Source organism: Streptomyces sp. NBC_00322 (assembly GCF_036147535.1).
In the GTDB taxonomy this organism is placed as follows: Bacteria; Actinomycetota; Actinomycetes; order Streptomycetales; family Streptomycetaceae; genus Streptomyces.
Genome location: NZ_CP108019.1, coordinates 1,507,566 through 1,533,013, shown reverse-complemented (window position 1 = coordinate 1,533,013; position 25,448 = coordinate 1,507,566). Strand labels below are relative to the sequence as shown.

Below are 25,448 nucleotides of genomic sequence, written 5' to 3'. Positions count from 1 at the left end.
TCACGGCGGTCCCACCAGGCCCCCGTCTGCCGGTGATGCCGACCGGTCCCGCGCGGGCAGCCAGAGCGGCTTGCGCCACCACAGCCACGCGGCCACCACCGTTTGGGCGATGAGCCAGCCGGCGCCGACCCCCGCGATGCCCAGTGCCGACAGCAGCACCAAGGACAGCACGGTGGCCAACGAGCAGACGACGGCCAGGATTCCGATCAGCAGGCGCATCCGGCGCTGGGCCCGGCAGGCGCTGACGGCCGTGATGATGACCAGATTGGGAAACGCCGACAGAGCCACCAGGCGGAGCAGACCGGCCCCGTTCTGCGCGTAGTCCGGGCCGAACACCCGCAGTACGAGCGGCGCCGCTACACAGAGGATCAGTGCTCCGGCAAGCAACAGCATCCCGGTGTGTCGCAGCACCCGGCGGCACTGCACGAGCAGTTGGGCCGGGTCGTTCGCCGCCTCCACGATGAGCGACTCGCCCATGCTTGCGTTCAGCTGGTACAGCGAGAACCCGGCGAGCCAGGCGAGCGAGAAGTAGGCGGCCTGGTCGGGGCCGAGGCGGTTGAGAACGATGATCGGGAGCAGGGCAGTCGCGGCGAGCCAGAAAAGCGCGGCCACGTAGTCCGCCATGATGTATCCCGGCGTCGGTCTGCTCCAGTCGGCCCGTTCGTCCGCCCGGTTGCTGGCGTGCCGGGGGAAGGCCCTGGCATACAGGAAGCCGTTGGTGAGGCTGATGGCGAGGATCAGAGCGAGGGCCCAGGACAGCAGGATTCCGGTCGACTTCGCGACGACGGCGAGCACACCGACGAGCACGATCTTCCCCACCGCGAACACGGCGTTCTCCCATACCACCCATTCCGGACGTCGCAGGCCGGTCAGCACGCCGTCCTGGATGACGAAGACCGCATACGCCGCAGTCGCCAGGACGAAGCATCCCCCCAGCAGCGGCTCGCGCAGGAACAGCAGTCCCGGCGAGATCTGGGGCACCAGGAAGAGAAACATCCCTGCAAGGAACGCGGTGAAGACGCAAGCTGCCAGGTAGGCCCTGGAGACCAGCAGCCGGGTGCGTTTCCCCGAGGTGGGCACGAACCGCAGCAGCACATTGGTCAGGTTGAGCTGGCCCACCCCGGCCAGCAGCATCATCGCCGACACGGCCGAGTAGTTGCGGCCCACCGCATCGGTGTCGTACCAGCGGGCGGCCAATGCCCAGTACCCGGCCCCAAGTGCGGCTGTCACCAGCGAGTTGAACGTCAGCACGTGGCCGGTGCGCAGCAAATGGTCCTTGGGCTGCCGCCCCGGGCTCACCGTGCCCGCCAGTTGTCGGGCAGGTGCTCGGCCTCCTGCAGCGCGGCGGACGCACGGCCGGCGGCGGCAGCGCTCGCCCAATCACCCTCAGGGCACCGGGTGGTGCTCAGGTGTCCGCGGTAGCGCTCCTGCCGACGGCGCAAGGTGACTCCCAGTGATGCGCAGCCCGGACAAGGAGGCGCCGCATGATCCGTACGAAGAATCTGCGTTACCGAGGACTCCATCCGGCGGCCACGGATAGCTTGGCTTTCCAACAACTCCTCGTTTCCCCTCAGCCTAGGTCGAGGACGGGCAGTCTGCGACCCGGTCCGCCTCGGGCCGTCCTCGCGCGCGTTTCCGTGTCCCGAGCTAGGCGTCCTCGAAGCGGATCAGGCGCTTGACGACGTCCCGCAGTCCGCGATCGGCGGCCGAGACCGGAAGCCGCTCGCGCAGGAAGGTGGGGGTCGAGTAGCTATCGGCCCCGAAGCCCTCCTTGAAATGGGCGAGCGAGGACCCCGGCCGGGAGTCCCCCAGGTGGTAGTAGGTGCAGCCCGCCTCGCACGCGTCCTCGACGGCGAGGTGGTGGAGCAGGAAGTTCGCCCGGACGGGGTGGGCGAGATCCCGGTTCATCGCACCGCGCCAGTACTTCGCATGAGGCCCGTGACGCAGGACGACAATCGCTGCGGCGGGCTCGCCGGAACACGATGCCATGTAGATAACGCACGATTCACCGAACCGCTCGGCAACGGCCTCCAGCCGCTGTCGTGGGAAGCTCCGGGTCTGCCGCCACCGGGCGAGTGCCAGCGGCTCGTGCTGTTGCCGGGCCCAGCGCATCATCGACTGTTCGTACAGGTGGTAGAAGGCCGGCACGAGCTTGCCCGTGCGATCGACCTCCACCTCGATCGCGGACCGCTCGGCTCGGCGCACGGCACGTCGGACTCGTCCGTGGAAGCGCCGTTCCCAGACGGTGCCGAAGCCGCCGTCCAGGTTCAGCACCTGTGTCATGTGTTCCTCCGCGTGGAAGCTCTGCGGCGCCGCCCGCGCCCAGACCGGGTCGGCGCCCGGCCCGAAACGAATGGCGACCCGGAGCGTCGGGCGCCGCGCGAGGTCGTCGAAGACGACGCGAGCCTCGGTCTCGTCGGGTGCCCCGGGGGGCACCAACGGGCCGCCGATCCCCCAGTCCGACGGCCAGGAGTCCTCGCCGGCCAGCCTCGCCGGCCAGCCTCGCCGACGGGCCAGCGGTACGACGAGCCGGCGCCCTCCGCCGAATTCGTACAGTCGGCTGGCGTCCTCGAACGGTCCCGTCGCACAGATGCAATCGAGCCACGTCGGAGTCTGGCTGACCACGGCGTTCTCGTCGGTGTCTGCCAGCTGCCGCCAGACCTCCCGCGGGGCGGGGCTGGTCACCCGCACGGGGCCCGACGCTGTGGTCGCCGGGAGTACGACGGGTGAGTTCATGGCCTCCTCCTGCTGACGGGGGATGAGAGGGCGGGACGAGAAGTCGGGGACGGGGCGCGCCATGCCCTGCCTGCCTCTTTCCCGAGCCTAGGCCGAGCCCCGTCGCACGGCCTCCCGGCGGCACTCGGCGGCCGGGCAACGGGTGCTGGGCGCTACCGCCCCGCCACCTCTTTGAGCACTGGCACCACATTGCCCGCGACCCACCGATGGCTGCGCCCGTAGCGAGCCGACTTGGCGACATTGCCCGCCACATGCCACAACCAGGTCAGCAGCGGCAGTACGGCTTCGTCCTCGTCCGGTGGCGGGACGTCGGCTTCGGCAAGGAGGCGGCGGTCCTCGGGCAGCAGAGAGCCGCGTCGCACGACATCGGCCACGATTCGCCCCAGCTGCCGCCCACCGCGCTGATGCCGGAGCGTCAGAACGAATATGTAGGAATCGATCACGCACGGGCCGTCGGGGCGGGCGCTCGCCCAGTCGATCACCCCGGTGAGCGTCCCGCGCTCCTCGCTCAGCAGAACGTTTCCGGGATGGAAGTCCCCATGGGTCCACGCCACCGTCAGGGTGCGTCCGTACAGACCACGGACAAGGCGCTCCCGCAGTGCCTCGACGGCGGCCGCGCCGCGGCCCTTGCGGCACCAGTGGATCTCTTCGGACAGGATCGCGAGCTGGGGGTCCACCCAGTCCCCGACACGGTCCGTGACGCGCTCCGGGCGGCCGGTCGCCCGGTGCAGATCGCCGACCGTCCGGAGCGCTGAGGCCGCCACGCGCCGAGCCTGCCGTGGAGAGCGCCGCAGCAGTGTGTCGCCTTCGACGCCCGGCAGCAGGCCTTCCGCGACCAGGGGAAGCCGCTCGTCGAGTCGGCACACCTCCACGCGAGGCAGCAGCCGCCTCCAGTCGTCCAGGCGGTCGTCCCGCGTCAGTTGCCGCACGGCCTCACATCCCACGGCCAGCGACGCGGCAGCTCGGCTGCTGCGGGGATGCTTGACCACCAGAGGGGGCTGCACGGCCTGTCCGTCCAACTGGAACACCAGGAGATCGGAGACTGTTCGCTGCAGCCGATGCAGGTCGCGGAAGCTGACCGTGTCCGTACGCAGCCGGCTCGCCAGCCGACGGGCCATCAGCAGATCTACGGGCCGGGTCAGCAGGCCGCGGGGCTGGATCGGGATGAGGCCGCGCACCCAGGATCCCGACAGCTCGACGTGAGGGAAGGCGACTTCCACGGACCCTCCGTCCACAATTGCGTAAAAATCATGACTCATCACCATAGATATGAGCAGCCGCCAGATGTCGGACGACTCGCTGCGGTTGAGTCGACGGCAACGCGCATTCGGAGAGGTGCCCGGCCGCGCGCGATGTCGGCATCAGGGGCAGGACGCCCTCCGGCGTCCGCCGAGCCGGAGGTTCAGGGAGCAACCGATGCGATGCGCCACGGTGCTTGCCAGCCTGATCGCCTCGGCCGCGGCGGGCAGTGGGTCGTCCCGGGAGAGCCAGGCCCGCTCTGTCCCCCGCCCGTGCAGCAGGGCAGGCGGCAGCTGGTGCTCCTCCCGCAGCCAGGCGGCAACCGATGGCAGATCGAGCTGACCGGCGACGAACATCCGCCCTTCGACCTCCGGGCCGGCCGGCACGTGACGGCCTGTCAGGTCCAGATGCATGGCGCGTACGACGTCGATTCCGTGGACATTCTCGAACAGCCGGAACTGGGCACCCGTTCGCGGGTTGAAATCCACCAGCTTGTAGCGTCCGTCGCGCCGGTCGTAACGCCAGTCGAGGTCCGCCGGCCCGCTGTAGCCGATCCGCTGGCACAGCTCCCCGGCCAGCTTCGCCAAGCAGGGGTTGCGCAGGGCCACGGCCCGGGTGGTCACCCCTGCGTGCGGTGGCCATGAGCGCAGCTTCAGACCGGTGAAGACGACGCGGGGCGCGCCGCCCGCACCGCAATAGAGATGCGTGATCCAGTCCTCGGCCTGCTCCCTGGGGATGTATTCCTGCATCACGAGCGGGGGCAGCGGGCCCGCCGGATACCGGGCCAGCAGAGTTTGCTCGTTGCGGACCATGGTGGTGCTGCCCACGGCCGGGGCGCGCAGTCTGGTCCATGCTTCGCGGTTCTTGAGCACCACCGGATAGCCCAGTTCACGCGCCGCGTCGACCAGTTCATCGCGGTTTGCGGGTGCCCGTGTGCGAGGGGTGGGTACGCCGAGCTTCTCGCAGAGCTTGTGCAGACTTGCCTTGCTGGCCAGCAGCCGCGGCAGACCGGAGGGCGTCGGCGGGAGCAGAAAGCACTCCGCCAGCCGGTCCGAGTTCTCGGCCAGCAGGACGCCGGCTTCGTCGTCGGTCGGTACGGGGATACAGGGCGAGCCGATGGCCCGGCCGATCGACAGCAGGGTTTCGATCAGTAGCCGCGGTTCCTCCAGCCCGGTGGTGGGCCAGACGAACCTGCGGGTGACATGGCGTGACACCGCCACCGGAGTGAATCGGTCCTCGACGACGGCGTGGACCGGGACACCCATGCGGCCGATCGTGCGCACCACGCCGAGGCCGCCATGGTGCTGGGGATAGCTGCCGATCTTGGCGAGCAGCGTGGGCACCTCCCGGTCGAGGGATGATCCGGGATTCATCCGTCGTCCTGTGCGCCGCGGAGATCAGCCATCGCACTCCAGACGTCGACCGGGAGTTGGGCCGGCTCGCTCCTGCGCCCCGGCCCGCCGACCGGGAAGGGCCTCGCGCCCCTCACTCGTGGCCTCACGGTTCTCCCTTCACAGGACGGGGATGCGCCTGCTGTCCTGTTTTGTGCCGTGACGGACCGTTACCCGGATCCTCCTGCTGCCCATCAGCACTCAACAGAGGAAGCTAGGAATTAGTACCATATATACCCTATTCTGGATCATTGATCTCCTGGTGAGTGGCGTTCCTCAAGAAGCGACCCCCGGCAGCGGACAGCGAATCGCCGTCCGTTCGCTGACGGACAGAAGTACCGCCATCTGGACCCATCGGTTCCGCCGATCGCGCGAGGTGCGGGTCGTGCCGGTGGGCGCCCGGCTCCCGAAAGTTTGATCATGAATCATGCTCAGAACTTCGCGACCCCGCCCGAGACGATGACGAGGCTTCCGACCGGGCACTGTGTGGACGCCGTGAAATCGACGGGCCACCGGAGCGGCCATTCGCGGTGGGAGCCCGTGCTCGGGCTGCTGCCGCTCCGCTCCCCACGTGTTCTCGGCGGACTGACCGACGGCCTGAGGGCGCACTGGTTGGTGCGCGGGATGCACCCCTGTGATGTCACCGTGGTTCGACGAAACACCTTCCCTCAGACCAACCTGCTCGTGTTCAGGCTGCAGCGAGGCACGTGGGCCGTCCTGGTCAAGCACCCAAGGAACGAAAGGGCGGCAGACGGACTCGCCCGTGAGTGGGAGGTCCTGCGGCAGCTGGCCGCGGACGACCGGCTCGACCCCTGGCGGCAGCTGCTCCCACAACCCGTCGGCTACCGGCCCGACGGGCCGGCCCGGATGCTGGCCCAGGGCTGGCTCGCGGGCGTACCCGCCGATCACCTGGTCCCGCACAGACCGCAGGACCTGCAACGTACGGTCACTGCCGCACTCTCCTTCCTGGCGGAACTGCGGCTCGCGAGCGGACACCGGCAGCCGGCAGCCGAACGGGCCGACGAGTGGGCAAAACCGCAGCTGCAGATCCTCTCGACGGAGATTGGATGGTGCAGGACAGGTGCCGGAGCGCAGGGACTGGAAGCGCTGCGCCGGCGTCTGGACGAGGGCCTTGCCGGAGCCGTGCTGACGGAGGCCTGGACGCATGGGGACTTTCATCCCGGCAATGTGCTGCTGAACGAGGATCGGACCCGGGTCACCGGTGTGTACGACTGGGGGAACGCGCGAACGGACGGCCCCTCCGAGATCGACGCCTGCGCCTTCGTGCTGACAGTCCGGCAGGCGCTCAGCGGCCGCCCGCTGGGAAGGCTGGTCGCCGAGGCCCTCCGCGCCGACGGGTTGCCGGCCGCGGACCGTGCACTGCTCGCGTCCGCCGCCGTGGATCCGGACGGCGGCGACCCGGCAGTACTGCCGCTGCTGACGTGGCTGTGGCACGTGGCGAGCAACGTGCAGAAGTCGCCGCAGTTCGGCCGCAGCCGCTGGTGGGTGGCCCACACCGTCGCCCCGGTCCTTGAGGAGGCGTCCCGATGGGCGAGCGCCCGACGCTGACAGGCGGCTCGACGTCGCCTCGTACAGGGGCCGACGCGCCGCCCGGCACGTCCACGACCGGCGATTCCCGGCCAGGGCGAGCTGCCACCCGCCGCTGGGCGATCCGGGCGGTGCTGCCGGCCGCGCTCGCCCTGTGGCTGCTGTCGCTGCGCAATGTCGACCTCGACCGGATGCGCGACCTGGGCCTGCTGCAGGTACTGCCGGTGCTCTTCTGGGTCGCACTGGCCCTGCTCACCCTGGGTTTCTGCCTTGCGCTGGGCGACCGGCGGACCGGCAACACCTGGTATGCGGCCTACGTTCTCGGGCTGATCGCCGTCATCCACGCCACGCCCACGCTGCTCTATCCGACCCTGCGCTATTCCTGGGCCTGGAAGCATCTGGCGATCATCGATGCAATGCTGCGACACGGCGGCAATGTGCCGAACTCGGGACCGCTCTCCATCTACAACGAGTGGCCGGGCTTCTTCCAGCTCAACGCGCTGTTCCTGCGGGCAACCGGACTGGAATCCGCCGTCGGGTACGCGGCCTGGGCCCCGGCGTTCACCAACGTCCTGCTGCTCGGTCCACTGCTGCTGATGTACCGGGCGGTGGCCCGTGACAGAAGGCTCATCTGGGGAGCGGCCTGGATCTTCTACTCCTGTTCCTGGGTGGGTCAGGACTACTTCGCGCCGCAGGCCTTCGGCTTCCTGCTGTTCGTGACCGTGATCGCCCTGATCCTGCGGCAGCTGCCGTCCTCCGCGCTCCCACGGCCGGACCGTCGCAGACGAGGAGCCTGGCCGCCGGGACTGCTGCTCGTGGTGCTTGTGATCGTGGCCGCGATCGTGTCGTCACACCCGCTCACCCCGCTGATGCTGCTCAGCGCGCTGGTTTTTCTGTCGCTGCCACGCCGCAACCGGCGGGTGGTGCTGCCGGTTCTGGCCGGGGCGCTCGTGCTCACGGCCGCGTGGGACGCCACCGTGGCGCGGTCGTACATCTCCCCCCACCTGAGCAGCATGCTGGACGCCCTCATCCAGCCCGACGTCAACATCTCCTCCGGGCTGGCCACCCTGGGCACCGCCGCGCCGGGACTGGCCCTGGTGTCCTGGATCGACCGTGGCCTGTCCGCGCTTGTGTTCCTGCTGGCCGCGATCGGCTTCGTACGCCGTCCTTGGACGCGCCGCACCGGACTGCCCCTGCTGGTGATCTCCCCCCTGCTGATCCTCGCCGCGAACGCGTACGGCGGAGAGATGATCTTCCGGGCCTACCTGTTCGCACTGCCCGCCGCAGCCTTCCTGATCGCCGCGCTGCTCGTGTACCGCGGCACGCGGCCACGTCCGCGGATGCTCGTCATCTACCCTCTGCTGCTGGCCCTGCTCGGCGGCCTCGTCTTCGGCTACTACGGCAAGGAGGCCGTGAACCGCTTCACCCTCCAGGAGGTCGCCGCCGCCCGCTATGTGACCTCTCACGCTCCGAAAGGTTCACGGATCGTGACACTGACCTCCGCCGTTCCCGGCCTCTTCATGCACTACGACCAGCACGAGGAGGTGCTACTGGGCCAGCAGGACATCGGGGACAGACGTCGGTTGGTACGAGATCCTGTGGAGGGCGTGAAGGGTTTCGTCTACGGGGCCACCGCGAAGGAGCCCGCGTACATCATCCTCAGCCAGGCGCAGGCCAGAGACCTATACCTCACAGGGGAGCTGCCCGCCGACACCGTGAAACGGCTGGAGTCGGCCCTGTCGGGCGCAGCGGGCTTCGCTCGCGTCTACGACAGCGATGACGCGGTGGTGTACCGGTACGAGACTCCGAGGGAGACGATCCGCCGATGACGTCGCTACGTTGGGGACTCGCCGCGTCCGGCTGGCTGGCGCTCGCGGCTACCGTGGCGTCGGCAGGGACTCCGTTGCGGGTTGTCGTCACCGCCGTCTTTCTGCTCGTGTGTCCGGGACTCGCGGCCGTGGGACCCGTACGTCCGGAGGCGTGGCGAGGCAACGGCCGGGTCGCCGTTCTCGAGGTCGCCGTGCTCAGCGTGGTGCTCAGCCTGTCGCTGTCGGTACTCGTGGCGGAGGCGTTCTTCCTCACCGGCACGTTCAGCGCCAGGCGAGCCCTGCTGGCACTCGCCGTCCTCACCTCCGTCCTCGCACTCATGCCGCGACGAGGTGGCAAGCGGATTGAGGAACGGCAGGCCACCGCGCCGGCCATTGAGCCCGAGTCGAAAGCGTGACAGGGAAGGGCGCTCCGCGGACAGGGTCCGCGAATGGTCGCCTTCGGGCTGCTGGTGCACCCTGGTTGAAGGACCTTTCCTCGGAGGAGGTACGGGAATGCCCCCGAATTTGCGCGTGGCTGCCCGCTACCGGGCAGCGACGAGAGCGACCGGGATCCGCCGGGAAGGGGTTCCGGTCGTGGTCATCGGAGCTGGACCGTACGGGCTCGCCACCGCTGCCCGGCTGAGCGCATCGGGGGTTCGTCTGAGAATTTTCGGCGAGCCGATGCAGGGCTGGCACACTCATATGCCCGAAGGCATGTTCCTCAAGTCCGTCCCGGCGGCGTCGTCGATTTCCGCCCCGGAACCCGGGTACGGCTTCGCGGATTTCCGGGCGGCTCAGGGCAGCGGACCGGTTGGCGACCTCTATCCGATCCCGGTGGAGGAGTTCATCGGCTACGGGCGATGGTTCCAAGAGCGCCGGGTGCCCGAAGTCGAGCGGTCGATGGTGCGCGGTGTGCAGGCCGTCGACGGCGGTTTCGGTATCACGTTGGACTCCGGTGAGGAATTCCTCGCCGCAGCTGTGGTCGTGTCCACCGGGCTGGTCCCGTTCGCCCATGAACCGCGAGAGCTGCGCCATCTCGCCGCGGCGGGTCTGACCTCCCACACGTGCGAGCACCGGAATCTGACCCGCTTCGAGGGTCAGCGGGTGGCGGTCCTGGGGGCGGGGCAGTCGGCGTTGGAGACCGCCGCACTGCTGAACGAGGCAGGGGCCCACCCCACCCTGGTCGCCCGTGCCCCTGCCGTGGTCTTCGGTGACCCTCCGCAGACGGACACGCCCAGCGCCCGCCGCCGTTCCACCCGGCTGTACAAACCCGGCTCCGCCCTCGGCCCAGGCTGGTCACTGCTGGCTGTCAGCAGAGGCGCCGCCGCCTACCGCCATCTGCCCACGCCCGTGCGGGTCCGTCTGCTGCACACCGTGCTGGGGCCGTCCGGTGCCTGGTGGTTGCGGGAGCGCGTCGCAGGCCGCTTCCCGGTGCTGTCCGGGCGCACGGTGCGCTCCGCCGTGCCGGAGGACGGGACGGTACGCCTGGAGTTGACGGACACGGGTGGCGGAACCGAGCTGGTGCGCGCCGAACATCTCCTGATGGCCACGGGGTACCGGGTGGACGTGGACCGGCTCGGGCTCCTGGAGCCCACACTCCGTCAGGCGGTGCAGACGTTCGGCGGTGCACCGCGGCTGTCGGCCGGCTTCGAGTCCTCGGTGCCCGGCCTCTACTTCACCGGGCTGGCCGCGGCACCCAGCTTCGGGCCGGTCCTGCGATTCGTCTGCGGGACGGGTTTCGCCGCCCGGCAGCTCGCCGCCGGGCTCGCCGCCAGGAACCGGTGACAGTGAGACCGGCCAGGCACGCCTGGCAGGCGGTGGCCGCGATCCTGCTGATGCTGGCGACGGCCTGCGGCGGCGACAACTCGGCTCCGGAGCCGCCTGCTGCGGGCGCGTGGCACCTGGTGTTCCACGACGACTTCAACGGCTCGAAACTCGATACCGATCGCTGGGTCACCTGCTACGACTGGAACAAGAACGGGTGCACCAACCGCGGGAACAACGAGGCGCAGTGGTACCTCCCGGGCCAGGTCTCGGTGGGGGGAGGCGCCCTGTCCCTGAACGCCGAGCGCAGAAGCACCCAGGGGAGCGACGGCAGGACCTACCCGTGGACCTCCGGCATGATCTCCACGGGACGTGACCACTGGGACGGCCGTCCCCGGCGGACCTTCACCTACGGCTATTTCGAAGCGGCGATCCGGATTCCCCCGGAGGGGGGCATGTTCCCGGCCTTCTGGATGATGCCCGCGTCCCGCTATACGCCTCCCGAGCTGGACATCATGGAGTTCATCGCAACCACGCAGCGAGTCTTCATGTATGTGCACTGGCGCGACCGCGAGGGTGCCGAGCAGCGGGTGAGAGGAACCTACGGACCAGTCGATTTCCCCGCCGGGTACCACGTGTTCGGGCTCCTCTGGGAGGCCGACGAGCTGACCTGGTACGTGGACGGCATCAAACGGCTCCGGGTGACCGAAGCCGCCAGGATTCCGCACGTCGCCATGGAAGTACTGGTCAACCTGGCCGTGGGCGTTCCCGGTCCCCCGCCCCCCTCGGTCGATTCGGCGCGGATGCGAGTGGATTGGGTACGTGTCTGGCAGCACTGAGCGGCAACGGGCGTCAGCCTTTTCTGCCGACGGGCCCCCCCGCCCGCAGGGCGTAGGGAGACCCCCAGAAGGGCGCCGGTGCCGTGTCGGTGTCCGGCTCGTCCAGGGGCGACGGCGGGCGGTGCGGAGCGGAGCCGGACGACAGCGAGTGGATCCGGCCGACGGCGTAGCCGGCGACCGTGGCGCAGACGCCCGCGGTCAGTGCCGCAAAGGTGCCCAGGGCGCCGGGACGGCCGGGCCGCAGGGTTCGGACGAAGGCCTGGGGGATGGTCGACCTGAGATAGGTGCGCTCGCTGGCGAGCGCGGCTCTGCTGCCGCTGTGCCGGGCGACCAGCGCCTTGGAGAGCCCTTCCGCATAGCAGCGCGAACGGAAGTACGCCCAGGTGGTACGCGTCTCGGGGACATGGTGTCGTACCGCCGCGGCAGGCTCGTACAGCAGTACGGCGTCGGGCCGGCGGGCCGCGATCCGCAGACACAGCTCTGTCTCCTCGCACCCCAGGGGCCGGGTTCCGACCCGTCCGAGGTCGGTGCGGAAGCCGCCGGCCGAGACTACCTCGGCCCTGCGGAAGGACATGTTGGCGCCGATGAAGTTCCGTACCGGGGTGGACTGTTCGGGCAGTCCCCGGTACGAGCAGCCGACCACCCAGTCGAATTCCGGTGGGAACCACGCCGGCCGGTCCGTGCCCCACCACGGCCGGACGAGCCCGCCGACGCCCGCGACCTGCTGGTCGTCGTAGGGCGCCAGCATGCGGTCGGTCCAGTCCGGGTCGGCGGCCGCGTCGTCGTCGAGGAAGGCCACCACCTCGCAACGGGCCGCCGCCACACCGGTGTTGCGGGCACCGGAGAGGCCCTTGCGCTCGCGGTTGGGCATCACACGGATTCCGGGCAGCTCGGCGCAAGCCTTTTCGTGCAGCTCCTGGCAGTGGTCGATGACCAGCACGATCTCGTCCGCCGGGTGGTCCTGGGCGTGCACCGACCCGATCGCGGCCCGCAGGTCGTCCCACCGGTCGACGGTGTAGGCGCAGACGACGACCGACAGAGTGGGCGCGGCATTCATGAGGACCTCCCGGAGGCCTGGCGGCGGAGACCGCGGCTGAGCAGATAGCCGAGCGGACCGTAGAGCAGACCCTTGATCTCCAGGAAGGCCAGCCGCCGGGACCATCTGTCGCCCGGTTCGGTCCGGCCGCGTGCCTTGGTCGCCGCGTACCGGATGCCGCCGGGGAGCCTGCGCAGCAGGGCGGGCAGCATCCTTGGCTCGTGGGCGAGTGCGCCGGTCAGATAGGCCCCGAGCCCGGCGCCGTATCCGAAGGCCTGTGTCTTCAGGGCGTCCTCGGTACGGTGATGGCGGTGCCAGACGATCGCGCCCGGCTGATAGGCGAGGGTGTGGCCGCCGACCAGAACCCGGAAGAAGGCGAGCAGGTCGTCGCCGCCGTGAGCCGGGGTTCCGGTTCCGGTGGCCGGGTCGAAGCCGCCGATGGCGTGCAGCAGATCGGTACGGAAGGCCATGTTGGCGCCGGAGCCGAAGCGTCCGGCGGTGAACGGGAACAGCGGGTCGTCCGGCGGGTTGTGCAGCGACCAGGTGCGAGGGGTGTACCCCTTCGCGAATCCACCGTGCCGCTCCAGGGCGGCCTGGGCTCCGGTCTGGAGTTCGGCGGGCACGATCAGGCCGGTGACACAGCCGATCCGCCGGTCGCTCGCGAAGGCCGCGGCGAGTTCGGTCAGCCACCGGGAGTCGACGAGGGTGTCATCGTCGGTAAAGGCAGCGATCCGGCCGCGTGCTACGGCCAGTCCACGGTTGTGTGCGCGGGCCAGGCCGGCCACGGGTTCGCGGACGTAACGGACGCGCCGGCCGTAGACCTCGTGGACCAGTTGCTCGGCTGCCCCGTCCGCCGGGGCGTTGTCCACCACGATCACCTCGAACCGGGGGTACTCCATCTGCAGGAGCGAGTCCAGGCACTGGCGCAGTTGCTCGGGCCGGTTGTGGGTGGCGACGATCACGCTGATGTCGGTGGCCTCCTGGAGGGCGCGCAGCCTGGCTGCCTGGCAGTGCAGGGCGGCCGGTTCGTCCCACGAGGGGGAATCCCCGTACGCCGTGCGCGGCCCGTCGGCTGCCAGATGCCGGGAGACGGGAGTGGTGAGCTCCCGGTGGGAAGCATTGGCCAAGGACTGCCACAGCTCAACGGGGCCGGTCCCGGTCGTGGAGACCATCCCCAGCGGGTGGCCGTGCAGCCGCACCAGGGCGAGCACCCGGCCCTCCGGGCGAATCCGCTCGAGGCTGCCGGGCGGGCGGAACTCGCCGGGCTCGGCCAAGTCGATGTCGACGATCCTTGCCGGGGTGTACGGCGGGGCGGCGGGCACGGAGGCTGCCGCGCCCGGGGTGGGGAAACGGGGGCCGGCGGCGTTCACCCGGTGCTCCGTCCGGTCGACGCGGACCGTGCGCCGGGGCGCTCGGACAGCAGGGTGCGCAGCACGCGGCGGCCGTCGGAGATGGCGTGCAGATTGGAACGGCCGCTGCGGCGGGGCAGTTCGAGGCTCGGGACCTCAGCGATCCGCAGTCCGGAACGCAGCGCGTGCACGATCATCTCGGCCTCGATCTCGAAGCCGGCGGCGTGCAGGTCCAACTGGTCCAGGAAGCTGCGCCGGAATGCGCAGAATCCGTAGCACAGGTCGGTCAGCGAGGCGTCGTAGAGCCGGTTGACCGCTGCCAGCAGCACGTGGTTGCCCAGTTGCCGGAAGCGGGTGATGTCCAGGGAGCCGCCGCCGGCGACGAACCGTGAGCCTTTGACGAAGTCGTAGCCGTTCTCGAGGAAGTGCACGAAGTGCGGGATCTCTGCGGGCGACATGCTGCCGTCCGCGTCCATCATCACCACGTAGTCGCCGGTCGCCGCGAGGAACCCGGTGCGCAGGGCGTTTCCCTTGCCCGGGCCGTTCTGCTTGACACTGCGGACCGTGGGGAGGCAGTGGGTCGCCATGGGCACCGTGGCGTCTATGGAGTTGCCGTCGACCAGGATGACCTCGTCGACGCAGTCCGGGATCTGCTCGAAGACCCAGGGGATGTTGCGCGCCTCGTTGAGGGCCGGAATGACCAGAGACACGGACGCGCGGGGCGGGAGGTTGTCCTCGGCGCGGCGCATCGGGTGGGCCGGTGTGTCGGTGGCCCGGCGTGCGGGGTGGGGGGTGGGGGACTGCGCCGGGTCGGTGGCCGGGCGATGCGTCTGGTTCGTGGTCATGATGTCTCCGGATTCGAGTCTGTGCACCAGTGGCGCCGTGTGGTGGGGGAGAGCCCCGCTCGCTGTGCGAGTCGGCGGCGAGGGCTCGGCGAGGAATCCGTATCCTCTGTACGTTTACACCGTATACATACATATTAACCATATCGGACATTTGGTCAAGTGCCGGACGTGTAGCCGGTCGGGTTGAACTGCTGGAAGCGCCATGCGTCGCGGCACATCGCGGCAAGATCCCTGGTCGGCTGCCAGCCCCACTCCCGCGCTGCCGCGCTCGCGTCGGCGACGAGTTCGCTCGCATCGCCCGGACGGCGGTCCACGACCTCGTACGGGATGGACCTGCCGCACGCCTCGCCGAACGCCGCCAGGAGTTCGAGGACCGAGGTGCCCGACCCGCCGCCGAGGTTGAAGACGCGCATACCCCTGCGGTCGGCGAAGTGCTCCAGAGCGTTGCGGTGGGCATCGGCGAGGTCCATGACGTGGATGTAGTCCCGGACCACGGTGCCGTCGGCGGTGTCGTAATCGCCGCCGAAGACGCTGAGGCGCACGTGCCTTCCGGCCGCGACGCGGGCCACTCGGGGCATCAGATTGGCGGGCTCGCCGTGCGAGTCCTGGCCGAGCAGTCCGCTGGGATGCGCGCCGACCGGATTGAAGTGGCGCAGCGTGAGAACGGTGAACTCCGGGCGGAGTCGGCACACATCGGCGAGCATCTGCTCGCAGACCCATTTCGACGCGGCGGAAGGCGTCGCCGGATGAGCCGGGGCGTTCTCGGCGAGCGGCACTCTGTCGCCCTCGCCGTAGATGGAGCAGGAGGAGGAGAAGACCAGCTGTTGCACACCGTGCTCCTGCATGACGTTCAGCAGTGAGGTGGTGCCACCGACGTTCACGTCGTAGTACTCGATCGGCATCTGCAGGGATTCATGGACGGACCTTTTTCCGGCGAGGTGCACCACGGCATCCACCTGGTGTTGGTGGAATATGGCCGAGAGCGCGCGCCGGTCACGCAGATCGACCGCGTACACGCCTGTCAGGGGGCGGCCGGCGACCCGTTGGATACGTACGCAGGCCAGGGGTGAGCTGTTGGAATAGTCGTCGACCACGATGACCTCGTAGCCGTGGTCGAGAAGTTCGACGCAGGTGTGGCTGCCGATGAAACCGGCGCCACCAGTGACCAGGACGATTGACGGCTCGGGCATGGACTCTTCTCCTTTGGACGCGATGTGCCGAGGGGGAGGTCTCAGCCGGCCGTCCAAGGGGCGGGCCCGGGACCGGGGGGCGCCTGGATTCTCGCGAAGCGCCAGACGCTATATATTTACGCTGTATACGTACACTTTTGTCCCTTTTGCGTCTACGGTCAAGAGGGAGGCCAAGGCGGCTTGCTCAGGCGACTGGAGGGACGACATGGCGAATAAGGGCAAGGGCGCCGAGCGCGGGGGGAAGGAGGGCGGCCGACGGTCCGGCGATCGCGGCCACTACGGCAGGCTGAGCCGGGAACGCGTACTGGCCACCGCACTGGAGCTGGTCGACCGCGAAGGGCTCTCGGCGCTGAGCATGCGCAGGGTGGGAGCCGAGCTCGGCGTGGAGGCGATGGCCCTGTACCGGTACGCGCCCAGCAAGGACGCACTCCTGGACGGCTTGGTCGAGGCCCTCTTCATCGAGTTGCAGGAATACCTGGCTGACGCCGCCACGGTCGGCGGCCCGGACGAAGCGGTGGCCACGGCCGCGGGCTCCTTGGCCGAGGAGCCGGAATGGCGCGCCGAGCTGCACCGGATCGCCCAGGCGACCTACCAGGTCGCCCTTGCCCATCCGCAGGTGGTCCCCCTCCTGGCCACCCGCATGCTGGCGGTGCCGCTGGCCCGGCGCCCGCTGGCGGTCCTCATGGACCACGAGCGCGTACTGGAGCTGCTCGATCAGGCCGGCCTCGACGAGGAAAAAGCGTCAATGGCCTTCCGGGCGTTCAACAGCTGGGTGCTCGGTTACATCTTCGTGGAGCTGCGAGCCATGGTCGACAACCCCGAAGAGTCCGACCCCGCGTTCCGGCTCGGGCTGCACCGCATGCCGGTCCAGGAACTTCCCAGACTTCGCAAAACCGCGCCTGCTCTCGCCGAGCACGGCGGACCGGAGGGGCTGGCCGCCGGCCTGGCCGCGTTGCTCGACCGCTTCGTGCAGAACGCCGCCTGAGTGCGGGCTCGGGGCATCGGTAGCAGACTCGGCAGGGCAGGGCAGGACAACGGGATCACCTCGAAGGAGCGCACCATGCTCAGCACCCGTTTTGTCACGGGCTCCCCGAACTGGATCGACCTCGGCACCCCCGACCTCGACGCGGCGACCGCCTTCTACGGCGGACTGTTCGGCTGGACCTTCCAGTCCGCGGGTCCCGACGCCGGCGGCTACGGCATGTACCAACTGGACGGCAAGACCGTCACCGGCGCCATGACCGTCACCCCCGAACAGGGCGCGCCGGGCTGGACCCTCTACTTCCAGTCGCCCGACGCCGACGCCACGGCCAAAGCGGTCCAGGCGGGCGGCGGCGCGGTCCTGTTCGAGCCGATGGACGTCTTCGAACTCGGCCGCATGGCGGTCTTCAGCGACCCCGCGGGCGCGGCCTTCGCGACCTGGCAGCCGGGCCAGAACAAGGGCCTGGACGCCGTCAACGACCCCAACACGCTGTGCTGGGCCGAGCTGTACACCGAGGACCCGGGCGCGGGCCTCACCTTCTACCAGGGCGTGTTCGGCTGGGAGACCTCCACGATGCCGCTGCCGGACGGCACGGGCTCGTACACGATGATCAACCCGGCGAGCGTGGGCGCCGAAGCGATGTTCGGCGGCATCGTCCCGCTGGCCGCGGACCCGGTCGAGACGGAGGGCCCCTACTGGCTGCCCTACTTCGAGGTGACGGACTGCGACGCGGCGGTGGCCACGGCGGAACGAGTGGGCGGCACGGTCCGGATGGCTCCCGTCGACATGGAAGGCGTCGGCCGCTTCGCGAAACTGGCGGACCCGGCGGGGGCGAGGTTCGCGGTGATGCAGGGCGTGCAGCAGGACGACTGAGCCGGCCGTCTTCGTGGTGGCGTGCGCGGACGGGCCCGTCGCCGGGGTGGTGCCCGTGGGGACGTTGATGCTTCGTTGATGCGGCGTTTATCCCGGCGGGGGAATGTGTGCGGCATGCCGATCAACACCACCACGGACCAGGAACTCTCCTGGCAGGAGACCGCGCTGTGCGCCCAGGCGGGCCCGGAATTCTTCTTCCCGGCGCCGGGCTCGTCGACGCGGGAGGCGAAGCAGTTGTGCGGTGCGTGCGAGGGGCGGGTGCCGTGTCTGGAGTACGCGCTGGCGCATGACGAGAGGTTTGGGGTGTGGGGCGGGCTGTCGGAGAAGGAGCGGTACCGCCTCAAGCGAAGCCAGGGCTGACCCCTTACGGCGGGGGCGGCCGGGGTGCCTCTACGTCGTGTGCACCCTGCCGCCCTTGGCGAGCCCTGCCCGCTGTGCGAGCGCGTCGTCCTCGGCAGTGCCTTCGGGGACGGCGCGTCCCCGCCGACTCGATTACCTCAGTGAGCTGAAGCCGCGCATGCGGGAAATCGCCGTGGCGGCCGTGGCGGGCAGGTTCGCCGTACGCACCAAGACGTCCGGCCATCCCCACACCAACATGGCGAAAGCCGCGCTCAACATGCTCACCCGCACGAGCGCGGCCGGGCTCGCCGCCCAGGGGGTCCATATGTGCAGTGTCGACACCGGCTGGATCACAGACGAGAATCCCGCGCCGCGCAAGGCACGCATCGCTGCCGCCGGGATCCGGACGCCGCTCGACATCGTGGACGGAGCGGCCCGCGTCTGTGACCCGATCGTGCGCGGTGAGGCGGGCGCACCGGTCGCCGGTGTCTTTCTCAAGGACTACGACGAGGCCGACTGGTGAGCCGGCCGCCCGAACGCGGCGGGACTCAGCCCGCCGCGCGCGCCGCCATCCGCGCCTTGCGGGCCGCGAGCTTCTCGTCGAACTTCGTCGCCTCGGAGTTCAGCCCGCCCATGTAGAGGCCGAGCTCCTCCTGCGCCTGCAAACCCTCCGGGCCCAGACCGTCTATGTCGAGCACCTTGAGGAAGCGCAGCACCGGCTGCAGCACGTCGTCGTGGTGGATGCGCATGTTGTAGATCTCGCCGATCGCCATCTGCGCGGCGGCCCGCTCGAAGCCGGGCATTCCGTGTCCGGGCATCCGGAAGTTGACGACGACGTCGCGCACGGCCTGCATGGTCAGATCGGGCGCGAGCTCGAAGGCCGCGCCCAGCAGGTTGCGGTAGAAGACCATGTGCAGGTTCTCGTCGGTCGCGATCCGCGCCAGCATCCGGTCGCAGACCGGGTCGCCGGACTGATGGCCGGTGTTGCGGTGCGAGACGCGGGTGGCGAGTTCCTGGAAGGCGACGTACGCCACGGAGTGCAGCATCGAGTGGCGGTTGTCGGACTCGAAGCCCTCCGCCATGTGCGCCATCCGGAACTCTTCCAGCTTGTCCGGGTCGACGGCACGCGAGGTGAGCAGGTAGTCGCGCATCACGATGCCGTGCCGGCCCTCCTCCGCGGTCCAGCGGTGCACCCAGGTGCCCCAGGCGCCGTCGCGGCCGAAGAGGGAGGCGATCTCGTGGTGGTAGCTGGGGAGGTTGTCCTCGGTCAGCAGGTTCACCACCAGCGCGATCTTGCCGATGTCGGTGACCTTGGACTGCTCGGGCTCCCAGGCCTGGCCGTCCTCGAAGTAGCCGGGGAAGTTGCGGCCGTCGCTGAACGGGACGTACTCGTGCGGCATCCAGTCCTTGGCGACCTTGAGATGGCGGTTGAGTTCCTTCTCCACCACCTCTTCCAGCGCGAACAGCAGTCGGGCGTCGCTCCACGCTTCCGAACTGCCGAGGTGGGGAGAGGTGATCGTCACGGGTGCTCCAGGGGGACGGGAGAGTTACCTACGTATTCGTAGGTTACGAGACCGTAGGTTAAAGCCGCAGTAAGCCCCTGGCCAAGCCCGGATGAGGGATGTCCGGTTACGTTCCGTTATGCGTACAGGTCACGGAGGCGCACGGAGAGGCAGGTCACGCAGCCTTCGAGCTTCTCGAACTCGCTGATGTCCACCATCACGGGCTGGTAGCCGAGATCCGTGAACAGCTCGGCCGTCTTGGGCGCGCTCGCCGCCATCAGCAGCTTCCCTTCTCCGAGCAGCACCACATGCGCCCCCGACTCCTCCGGCACGGGCAGATGCCGCGGGAAGACGGTCGGGGTGTCCACCAGCGACGGGTAGCCGATGACGGTCGAGTCCGGCAGCGCGGTCACCGCCGACTTCAGATGCAGCACCTTGGTCACCGGCACCGCCACGACCCGGGCGCCCAGCGGCTCGAAGGCGGCGCGCAGCTGCTGCACGCCCGCCGCGTTCGTACGGCCGCCGCGGCCCACGTAGATCGTGTCGCCGACCTTGAGCACATCGCCGCCGTCGAGCGTGCCCGGCTCCCACACCCAGTTCACCGAGCAGCCGAGGCGGGCGACGGTCTCCTCGACCGCCGCCGTCTCCGGCCTGCGCGACTCCGCCCCCGGGCGGGCGATCAGCGCGACATTGCGGAAGATCACCACCGTGTCCTCGACGAACACACCGTCCGGGCAGTCGTCGGCCGGTTCCGTCTCGACGGTCTCCCAGCCGTGCTCGCGCAGGGTCTCGGCGTACGTCTCCCACTGCTCCAGCGCCAGCGCGACGTCGACCGGGGAGCGCTCGATATGGGTGACCAGGCCCTCGGCGAGACGCGGGCTGGGGCGGCGGATCAGGGCTTTCCTGCTGGGCACGAGGGGTTCTCCAGGGGTTCGGGTCTGGTGCGCCCATCATGTCCCGGCATGCTCGGGCGATGGAATCCCTCGCGGCCCCCGTGCCGCCCCTTACCGTGCCCCGCTAGCGAGCCGGCACCCCCTCCAATACCTCGTCCGCCGTGATCTCGCGCAGTTCGCCGTCCAGCAGCAGTCGGCGTGTGATGCCGATCGACTCCAGGAACGGCACATCGTGACTCGCCACGATCAGCGCGCCCTCGTACGACTCAAGAGCCGCGGTGAGCTTCCGGACGCTCGCCATGTCCAGATTGTTCGTCGGCTCGTCGAGCATCAGCAGCTGCGGCGCCGGTTCGGCGAGCAGCAGCGCGGCGAGCGCGGCGCGGAACCGCTCCCCGCCCGAGAGCGTCCCGGCCGGCTGGTCGGCCCGCGCGCCCCGGAAGAGAAAGCGGGCCAGCCGCGCCCTGATCCGGTTGTTGGTGGCCTCGGGCGCGAACCGCGCCACGTTCTCCACCACGCTCAGCTCGTCGTCCAGCACATCGAGCCGCTGCGGCAGAAAACGCAGCGGGACCTCCGCCACGGCCTCACCCGTGAGCGGCTCCAGCTCGCCGGCGATCGTACGCAGCAGTGTCGTCTTGCCCGCTCCGTTGCGTCCGACCAGCGCGATCCGCTCGGGGCCGCGGATCTCGAACTCTCCCTTCACCTCGGCTCCGTAGCGCAGCCGCAGCTCGCTCAGGCGCAGAACACCCTGGCCCGGATGGACCTTGGTGAACGGCAGCTCGATGCGGATCTCGTCGTCGTCGCGCACCGCGTCCACGGCCTCGTCGAGCCGTTCTCTGGCCTCGGCGAGCTTCTCCTCGTGCAGGATGCGGTGCTTGCCCGCCGAGACCTGGGCCTCGGCCTTGCGGGCATTGGCGATGATCTTGGGTACGCGCTGGTTGTCGTAACTCTTCTGTCCGAACCGCTTGCGGCGCGCCAACTTCATGTGCGCTTCGGCCAGTTCGCGCTTCTGCTTGCGCAGATCCGACTCGGCGACGCGCACCATCCGCCCCGCGGCCTCCTGTTCGACGGCGAGCGCATCCTCGTACGCGGAGAAGTTGCCGCCGTACCACCTGACCTCCCCGTCGCGCAGATCGGCGATCTGGTCGACCAGCTCCAGTAGTTCACGGTCGTGGCTGACCACGACCATTACGCCGGACCAGGAGGCGACCGCCTCGTACAGCCGTCGGCGCGCGTACAGATCGAGGTTGTTGGTCGGCTCGTCGAGCAGCAGCACGCCGGGCTTGGCCAGCAGGAGAGCCGCCAGCCGCAGCAGGACGCCCTCGCCGCCCGACACTTCGCCGATGGTGCGCTCCAGCCCGATGTGGCCGAGCCCGAGCTGGTCGAGGGTGGCGCGTGCCCGCTCCTCCACGTCCCAGTCGTCGCCGACCGCCGTGAAGTGCTCCTCGCTCGCGTCACCCGCCTCGATGGCGTGCAGGGCGGCGCGCGTGCGGGCGATGCCCAGCACCTCGTCCACCCGCAGCGCCGTGTCGAGGACGAGGTTCTGTGCCAGATGGCCGACCTCGCCCGTGGTGCGGACCGATCCCTCCGTCGGCGCCAGTTCGGCGGCGATCAGCTTCAACAGCGTTGACTTTCCTGACCCGTTGAGGCCGATCAGCCCGGTTCTGCCCGGGCCGACCGCCAGATGGAAGTCGTCGAAGACGCCGGTGCCGTCCGGCCAGGCGAAGGTGAGCGAGGAGCAGGTGATGTGCGCGGGGGCAGTAGACATACGGGTCTCCCGGTTGCGTGAAGAAGGGGTTGGGGCAACGGGTGGAGACACCGCGGCGCGGGCGACGGCCGCCGGGGGGACACAACGGGATGGAACAGGTCCCGGCCGGGGGAGGACGGCTCGAATGCCGAGGTCGCACACGAAGCGCGCAGCTTGACCTGCAGCTGTGACGCACGGTGTCTCAAGACCTCAGACGAGCAACGTCCTTCTCCTTTTCGCGGCAACAGAACCGCTGTACACCGTACGAAGGTGCCCGGTGGCCGTCAACGGAAATATGAAGACGTCAGCAGGCGTCGCGCAGCAACTCGGCCAGATTGTGGTCGAGATCGAGATAGAGGTGCTCACGGCCGGTGGGGACCATGCCCTGGACGCGCTTGAGGAAACGGCGCACCTCGCTGGTGCGGATGTGCACCATCGCCACGCCCTCCGGGGCGTGGAACTCCAGGACCGTACGGTCGTAGCCGAAGGGCCTGACGCGTACGTCGCCGACGCCGGCCGGTCCGTCGACGCCCGCCGCGAGCAGCTCGCGCGAGAACGCCCACGACACTTCGTTGCCCTCCAGCGTCGCGGGGGGCGGGAAGGCCATACGTACGGCGAAGGGATCCTCGCGGTCGTAGCGCAGCGTGGCGGGAACAGACTCCATCTGGGGCGCAGAGGCGACCAGGCGGGCCTGCACGGCCTGCTCGATGACGGTGGACAAGGCCTGCTCCTTCGTGCGCGGCTCGCTGACGTCTCGCTGACACCGTCAGAGACGTCGGAATGACGGAATCCGTGCATCGGAAGGCAGAGTGACCTGTGTCACCGCGAGGCAGACGGGACTTTGACGACCTAAGAGCCGCCTGGCGGCACCCTGGACGGGCTCGGGCCCGTGGGTTAGCTTCCAGCGCCATGACGTCCAAGGGGAAGACGAGACGAATGGTGTCCGTGGGGCTGTGCGCGGCGGCGGTCGCCGCCGCGCTGGCCGCACCGGCACAGGCGGCCCAGCACACCGGCGGCGGGGCCGGGGAGAAAGTGGCGGGGAAGAGTGGTCCTGCCTGGAGCCTGAAGAACACCGGCACTGACTTACGGTTCCGGGGCCTCGCGGCCGTCAGCCGCCGGACCGCCTGGGTGGCGGGCTCCAAGGGCACGGTCCTGCGCACCGCGGACGGCGGGCGGAGCTGGCTGAACGTCTCCCCGCCGGGGGCGGGCGGGCTGGAGTTCCGCGACATCGAGGCCTTCGACGCCAGGCGGGCCGTGGTGCTGGCCATCGGCGAGGGCGAGGCCTCCCGGGTCTTCCGAACCGACGACGGCGGCGCGAGCTGGACCGAGTCCTTCCGTAACACCGACCCGAAGGCCTTCTACGACTGCATCACCTTTTTCGACAGCCGCCACGGCGTCGCGATGAGCGATCCGGTGGACGGCAAGTACCGCATCCTGTCGACCGGCGACGGCGGAAAGTCGTGGAAGGTGCTGCCGAGCGCCGGGATGCCGGATGCGCTGCCGGGCGAGGCGGCCTTCGCGGCGAGCGGCCAGTGTCTGGTCAGCTCAGGACCCAAGGACGTCTGGCTGGCGACCGGCGGCGGCGCGACCGCGCGCGTGCTGCACTCCGCCGACCGCGGCCTGAACTGGACCGTCGCCGATGGGACCATCCCGGCGGGGGACCCGGCCCGCGGAGTCTTCGCGCTCGCCTTCCGCGACCGCGCCCACGGCATCGCCGTCGGCGGTGACTACCGCCCCGACCAGGCATCCCCGAGCGCCGGAGCGGTCAGCGGGGACGGCGGCCGCAGCTGGCAGCAGGCGAAGACACCGCCACCCGCCTACCGCTCGGGCGTGACCTGGCTCCCGCACAGCCGCGCGGCGGCGCTCGCCGTCGGCCCGACCGGGACCGATCTGACCCTGGACGGCGGCCGCAGCTGGCGCACCGTCGACACCGGTTCGTACGACACCGTCGACTGCACTGCCGACTTCGGCTGCTGGGCCTCGGGCGAGAAGGGCCGCGTGGCACGGCTGGAGTTCTGAGCCGCGCACGGCGATCGCGTCAGGAGGGCAACTGCCGGCGGTACGGGGCGAGTCCGGGCGCGGTCTTGGTCGCGATGAACTCCGTGATCCGGTACTCGCACACGCCGCCCACCGTGAAGGGGTCGGCCGCCGCGATCTTCTCGATCGTCGCGCGGTCGTCCCCCACGGCCAGGATCACCCCACCGTCGCGGGGATTCTTGCGTCCCGACGCGATGAACACGCCCTCCTCGTACAGCGCGTCCAGCCAGGCCACATGCGCGTCGAGGAGCTCGTCGACGCGCTTGAGGGGTGCGGTGTAGGTCAATTCCAGTACGAACATGATCGCCAGGCTACGCGACACGGTGCGACGGCCACCGGCAGGCGAAGACTCCTGCTGCTGAGCCGTCCGGGTCGTAGGCTGGGCGTCACCATGAAGATCATCGAGACGCCCCCGCACTGGCCCGCCGACGAGGCCGCGGCCCTGGCCGTTCAGGACGAACTGCGCACGCGCGTCGTCCTGGACGAGCCGGGGCCGCCGCCCGCCACCGGCCTGGTGACGGGCGTCGATGTCGCCTACGACGACGACCGCGACGTCGTGGCCGCGGCGGCTGTCGTCCTGGACGCGGCGACGCTCACCGTCGTCGAGGAGGCCACGGCGGTCGGGCGGGTGGCCTTCCCGTACGTCCCCGGGCTGCTGGCCTTCCGGGAGATCCCGACCGTGCTCGCCGTCCTGGAATCCCTCACCTCGGATCCCGGTCTTGTCGTCTGCGACGGCTACGGCCGGGCGCATCCCCGCCGTTTCGGGCTCGCCTCGCATCTCGGAGTGCTGACCGGGCTCCCCGTGATCGGCGTCGCCAAGAACCCCTTCGTCTTCAGCTACGGCGAACTGGGACCGCGGCGCGGCGACTTCGCCGCGCTGCGGGCCGACGACGGCGAGGAGGTCGGCCGGGCGCTGCGCACCCAGGACGACGTCAAGCCGGTCTTCGTCTCCGTCGGCCACCGCACGACGCTCGACAACGCCTGCGCGCACACCCGCCACCTCGCGTCCCGCTACCGGCTCCCCGAATCGACGCGGCTGGCCGACCGCCTGTGCAGGCGCGCACTCGCCGAGATCACCTCCGGGGTACCTCGTACCCAGGTACCCGGGGCCGGGATCTGAGTATCCGAGCGGATGCGAGGAGCGAGCCCTGATCGGCAAGCTCCCACGCATGACTTCACACACGACGCACAGCGCGACCGAGACCGGCCACCCCGTGGAGCGCACCGTGACGGCGGTGCTGATCCTGGCCGCGTTGGCGGGCTTCGCATGGGTGGGATCGATGGTCTACACGGTGCTGACCGGCTGATCAGCTGACCAACCGGACCGCTGACG

Annotated in this window: 24 protein-coding genes and 1 pseudogene; 12 read left to right on the top strand and 13 right to left on the bottom strand. The window is 69.7% G+C overall.

The genetic code is table 11. The annotated features are described in order from the left end of the window. The 4 genes from OG905_RS06945 to OG905_RS06930 form a co-directional block, all read right to left on the bottom strand. Positions 1–1,299: a lipopolysaccharide biosynthesis protein gene (locus OG905_RS06945; protein WP_328666735.1), complete on the bottom strand. Its 1,299-nt coding sequence runs from the start codon at positions 1,297–1,299 to the stop codon at positions 1–3. Between the two features lie 348 nt (positions 1,300–1,647). Next, positions 1,648–2,736 (bottom strand): GNAT family N-acetyltransferase, encoded by a 1,089-nt coding sequence (locus OG905_RS06940; protein ID WP_328666734.1) that lies wholly within the window; start codon positions 2,734–2,736, stop codon positions 1,648–1,650. Positions 2,737–2,888: 152 nt separating this feature from the next. After that, the gene (locus OG905_RS06935) at positions 2,889–3,956 is read right to left on the bottom strand and encodes an aminoglycoside phosphotransferase family protein (protein WP_328666733.1); all 1,068 of its coding nucleotides are present in this window, start codon (positions 3,954–3,956) and stop codon (positions 2,889–2,891) included. A 141-nt stretch (positions 3,957–4,097) separates the two neighbouring features. Next, a complete protein-coding gene (locus OG905_RS06930) occupies positions 4,098–5,348 on the bottom strand; it encodes a carboxylate--amine ligase (RefSeq protein WP_328666731.1) in 1,251 nt (416 codons plus the stop codon). 438 nt (positions 5,349–5,786) lie between these two features. On the opposite strand from OG905_RS06930, the gene OG905_RS06925 reads away from it, so the two are divergent. The 5 genes from OG905_RS06925 (at position 5,787) to OG905_RS06905 (ending at position 11,325) form a co-directional block, all read left to right on the top strand. After that, positions 5,787–6,935, top strand: coding sequence for a phosphotransferase family protein (locus tag OG905_RS06925; RefSeq protein WP_328666729.1), 1,149 nt, complete (start codon positions 5,787–5,789; stop codon positions 6,933–6,935). Continuing rightward, entirely contained in the window at positions 6,914–8,743 is a 1,830-nt protein-coding gene (locus OG905_RS06920; protein ID WP_328666727.1) for a glycosyltransferase, read from the top strand. Before OG905_RS06925 ends, OG905_RS06920 begins: the two co-directional genes overlap by 22 nt. Next, entirely contained in the window at positions 8,740–9,138 is a 399-nt protein-coding gene (locus tag OG905_RS06915) for a hypothetical protein (protein ID WP_328666725.1), read from the top strand. The genes OG905_RS06920 and OG905_RS06915 overlap by 4 nt, the downstream gene beginning before the upstream one ends. A gap of 97 nt (positions 9,139–9,235) precedes the next feature. Then, complete coding sequence (locus OG905_RS06910) at positions 9,236–10,507, top strand: FAD-dependent oxidoreductase (protein ID WP_328666723.1); 1,272 nt, start codon at positions 9,236–9,238, stop codon at positions 10,505–10,507. Continuing rightward, entirely contained in the window at positions 10,504–11,325 is an 822-nt protein-coding gene (locus OG905_RS06905; protein WP_328666721.1) for a glycoside hydrolase family 16 protein, read from the top strand. Before OG905_RS06910 ends, OG905_RS06905 begins: the two co-directional genes overlap by 4 nt. A gap of 13 nt (positions 11,326–11,338) precedes the next feature. On the opposite strand, the gene OG905_RS06900 is transcribed toward OG905_RS06905, so the two are convergent. From OG905_RS06900 to galE, 4 genes are all read right to left on the bottom strand, one after another. Next, positions 11,339–12,382, bottom strand: coding sequence for a glycosyltransferase family 2 protein (locus OG905_RS06900; protein ID WP_328666719.1), 1,044 nt, complete (start codon positions 12,380–12,382; stop codon positions 11,339–11,341). Beyond that, positions 12,379–13,731 (bottom strand): glycosyltransferase family 2 protein, encoded by a 1,353-nt coding sequence (locus OG905_RS06895; protein ID WP_328666717.1) that lies wholly within the window; start codon positions 13,729–13,731, stop codon positions 12,379–12,381. The genes OG905_RS06900 and OG905_RS06895 overlap by 4 nt, the downstream gene beginning before the upstream one ends. Continuing rightward, a complete protein-coding gene (locus tag OG905_RS06890) occupies positions 13,728–14,555 on the bottom strand; it encodes a glycosyltransferase family 2 protein (protein WP_328666715.1) in 828 nt (275 codons plus the stop codon). Before OG905_RS06890 ends, OG905_RS06895 begins: the two co-directional genes overlap by 4 nt. 155 nt (positions 14,556–14,710) lie before the next feature. Next, positions 14,711–15,745 (bottom strand): UDP-glucose 4-epimerase GalE, encoded by a 1,035-nt coding sequence (gene galE, locus OG905_RS06885; RefSeq protein WP_328666713.1) that lies wholly within the window; start codon positions 15,743–15,745, stop codon positions 14,711–14,713. 205 nt (positions 15,746–15,950) lie between these two features. On the opposite strand from galE, the gene OG905_RS06880 reads away from it, so the two are divergent. The 4 genes and pseudogenes from OG905_RS06880 to OG905_RS06865 all read left to right on the top strand — a co-directional run. Then, positions 15,951–16,730: a TetR/AcrR family transcriptional regulator gene (locus OG905_RS06880; protein WP_328666711.1), complete on the top strand. Its 780-nt coding sequence runs from the start codon at positions 15,951–15,953 to the stop codon at positions 16,728–16,730. A 75-nt stretch (positions 16,731–16,805) separates the two neighbouring features. Beyond that, positions 16,806–17,600: a VOC family protein gene (locus OG905_RS06875; protein ID WP_328666709.1), complete on the top strand. Its 795-nt coding sequence runs from the start codon at positions 16,806–16,808 to the stop codon at positions 17,598–17,600. Positions 17,601–17,714: 114 nt separating this feature from the next. Next, positions 17,715–17,960 carry a WhiB family transcriptional regulator gene (locus tag OG905_RS06870; protein ID WP_324983804.1) on the top strand — a complete coding sequence of 82 codons (246 nt, stop codon included), beginning with the start codon at positions 17,715–17,717 and terminating at the stop codon, positions 17,958–17,960. Positions 17,961–18,132: 172 nt separating this feature from the next. Then, positions 18,133–18,462 (top strand): annotated as a pseudogene (locus OG905_RS06865) (short-chain dehydrogenase); the annotation flags it as partial. A 25-nt stretch (positions 18,463–18,487) separates the two neighbouring features. Here OG905_RS06865 and OG905_RS06860 read toward each other — a convergent pair. The 4 genes from OG905_RS06860 to OG905_RS06845 all read right to left on the bottom strand — a co-directional run bounded on the left by OG905_RS06860 (position 18,488) and on the right by OG905_RS06845 (position 22,799). Next, entirely contained in the window at positions 18,488–19,462 is a 975-nt protein-coding gene (locus OG905_RS06860) for an acyl-ACP desaturase (RefSeq protein ID WP_328666705.1), read from the bottom strand. 116 nt (positions 19,463–19,578) lie between these two features. Next, the gene (ddaH, locus tag OG905_RS06855) at positions 19,579–20,355 is read right to left on the bottom strand and encodes a dimethylargininase (RefSeq protein WP_328666703.1); all 777 of its coding nucleotides are present in this window, start codon (positions 20,353–20,355) and stop codon (positions 19,579–19,581) included. Positions 20,356–20,458: 103 nt separating this feature from the next. Next, positions 20,459–22,099, bottom strand: coding sequence for an ABC-F family ATP-binding cassette domain-containing protein (locus OG905_RS06850; RefSeq protein WP_328666701.1), 1,641 nt, complete (start codon positions 22,097–22,099; stop codon positions 20,459–20,461). A 283-nt stretch (positions 22,100–22,382) separates the two neighbouring features. Next, positions 22,383–22,799: an SsgA family sporulation/cell division regulator gene (locus OG905_RS06845; protein WP_328666700.1), complete on the bottom strand. Its 417-nt coding sequence runs from the start codon at positions 22,797–22,799 to the stop codon at positions 22,383–22,385. Between the two features lie 188 nt (positions 22,800–22,987). On the opposite strand from OG905_RS06845, the gene OG905_RS06840 reads away from it, so the two are divergent. After that, positions 22,988–24,097 (top strand): WD40/YVTN/BNR-like repeat-containing protein, encoded by a 1,110-nt coding sequence (locus tag OG905_RS06840; RefSeq protein WP_328666699.1) that lies wholly within the window; start codon positions 22,988–22,990, stop codon positions 24,095–24,097. A 19-nt stretch (positions 24,098–24,116) separates the two neighbouring features. On the opposite strand, the gene OG905_RS06835 is transcribed toward OG905_RS06840, so the two are convergent. Next, positions 24,117–24,416, bottom strand: a complete 300-nt coding sequence (locus tag OG905_RS06835) for a YciI family protein (protein WP_328666698.1) — start codon at positions 24,414–24,416, stop codon at positions 24,117–24,119. Between the two features lie 90 nt (positions 24,417–24,506). Between OG905_RS06835 and OG905_RS06830 the strand changes: the two genes are divergently transcribed. Together OG905_RS06830 and mmpA are read left to right on the top strand one after the other, a co-directional pair. Continuing rightward, positions 24,507–25,235, top strand: coding sequence for an endonuclease V (locus OG905_RS06830; RefSeq protein WP_328666697.1), 729 nt, complete (start codon positions 24,507–24,509; stop codon positions 25,233–25,235). A gap of 49 nt (positions 25,236–25,284) precedes the next feature. Further along, positions 25,285–25,422, top strand: coding sequence for a morphogenic membrane protein MmpA (mmpA, locus tag OG905_RS06825; protein WP_328666696.1), 138 nt, complete (start codon positions 25,285–25,287; stop codon positions 25,420–25,422). Positions 25,423–25,448: the final 26 nt, after the last annotated feature.

Excerpts from the sequence above, each read along its gene's own strand:
- OG905_RS06940 (WP_328666734.1), bottom strand. The coding sequence starts at position 2,736 with ATGAACTCACCCGTCGTACTCCCGGCGACCACAGCGTCGGGCCCCGTG.
- OG905_RS06930 (WP_328666731.1), bottom strand. The coding sequence starts at position 5,348 with ATGAATCCCGGATCATCCCTCGACCGGGAGGTGCCCACGCTGCTCGCC.
- OG905_RS06925 (WP_328666729.1), top strand. The coding sequence starts at position 5,787 with ATGAATCATGCTCAGAACTTCGCGACCCCGCCCGAGACGATGACGAGG.
- OG905_RS06920 (WP_328666727.1), top strand. The coding sequence starts at position 6,914 with ATGGGCGAGCGCCCGACGCTGACAGGCGGCTCGACGTCGCCTCGTACA.
- OG905_RS06915 (WP_328666725.1), top strand. The coding sequence starts at position 8,740 with ATGACGTCGCTACGTTGGGGACTCGCCGCGTCCGGCTGGCTGGCGCTC.
- OG905_RS06910 (WP_328666723.1), top strand. The coding sequence starts at position 9,236 with ATGCCCCCGAATTTGCGCGTGGCTGCCCGCTACCGGGCAGCGACGAGA.
- OG905_RS06900 (WP_328666719.1), bottom strand. The coding sequence starts at position 12,382 with ATGAATGCCGCGCCCACTCTGTCGGTCGTCGTCTGCGCCTACACCGTC.
- OG905_RS06890 (WP_328666715.1), bottom strand. The coding sequence starts at position 14,555 with ATGACCACGAACCAGACGCATCGCCCGGCCACCGACCCGGCGCAGTCC.
- galE (WP_328666713.1), bottom strand. The coding sequence starts at position 15,745 with ATGCCCGAGCCGTCAATCGTCCTGGTCACTGGTGGCGCCGGTTTCATC.
- OG905_RS06880 (WP_328666711.1), top strand. The coding sequence starts at position 15,951 with ATGGCGAATAAGGGCAAGGGCGCCGAGCGCGGGGGGAAGGAGGGCGGC.
- OG905_RS06875 (WP_328666709.1), top strand. The coding sequence starts at position 16,806 with ATGCTCAGCACCCGTTTTGTCACGGGCTCCCCGAACTGGATCGACCTC.
- OG905_RS06870 (WP_324983804.1), top strand. The coding sequence starts at position 17,715 with ATGCCGATCAACACCACCACGGACCAGGAACTCTCCTGGCAGGAGACC.
- OG905_RS06850 (WP_328666701.1), bottom strand. The coding sequence starts at position 22,099 with ATGTCTACTGCCCCCGCGCACATCACCTGCTCCTCGCTCACCTTCGCC.
- OG905_RS06840 (WP_328666699.1), top strand. The coding sequence starts at position 22,988 with ATGACGTCCAAGGGGAAGACGAGACGAATGGTGTCCGTGGGGCTGTGC.
- OG905_RS06835 (WP_328666698.1), bottom strand. The coding sequence starts at position 24,416 with ATGTTCGTACTGGAATTGACCTACACCGCACCCCTCAAGCGCGTCGAC.
- OG905_RS06830 (WP_328666697.1), top strand. The coding sequence starts at position 24,507 with ATGAAGATCATCGAGACGCCCCCGCACTGGCCCGCCGACGAGGCCGCG.
- mmpA (WP_328666696.1), top strand. The coding sequence starts at position 25,285 with ATGACTTCACACACGACGCACAGCGCGACCGAGACCGGCCACCCCGTG.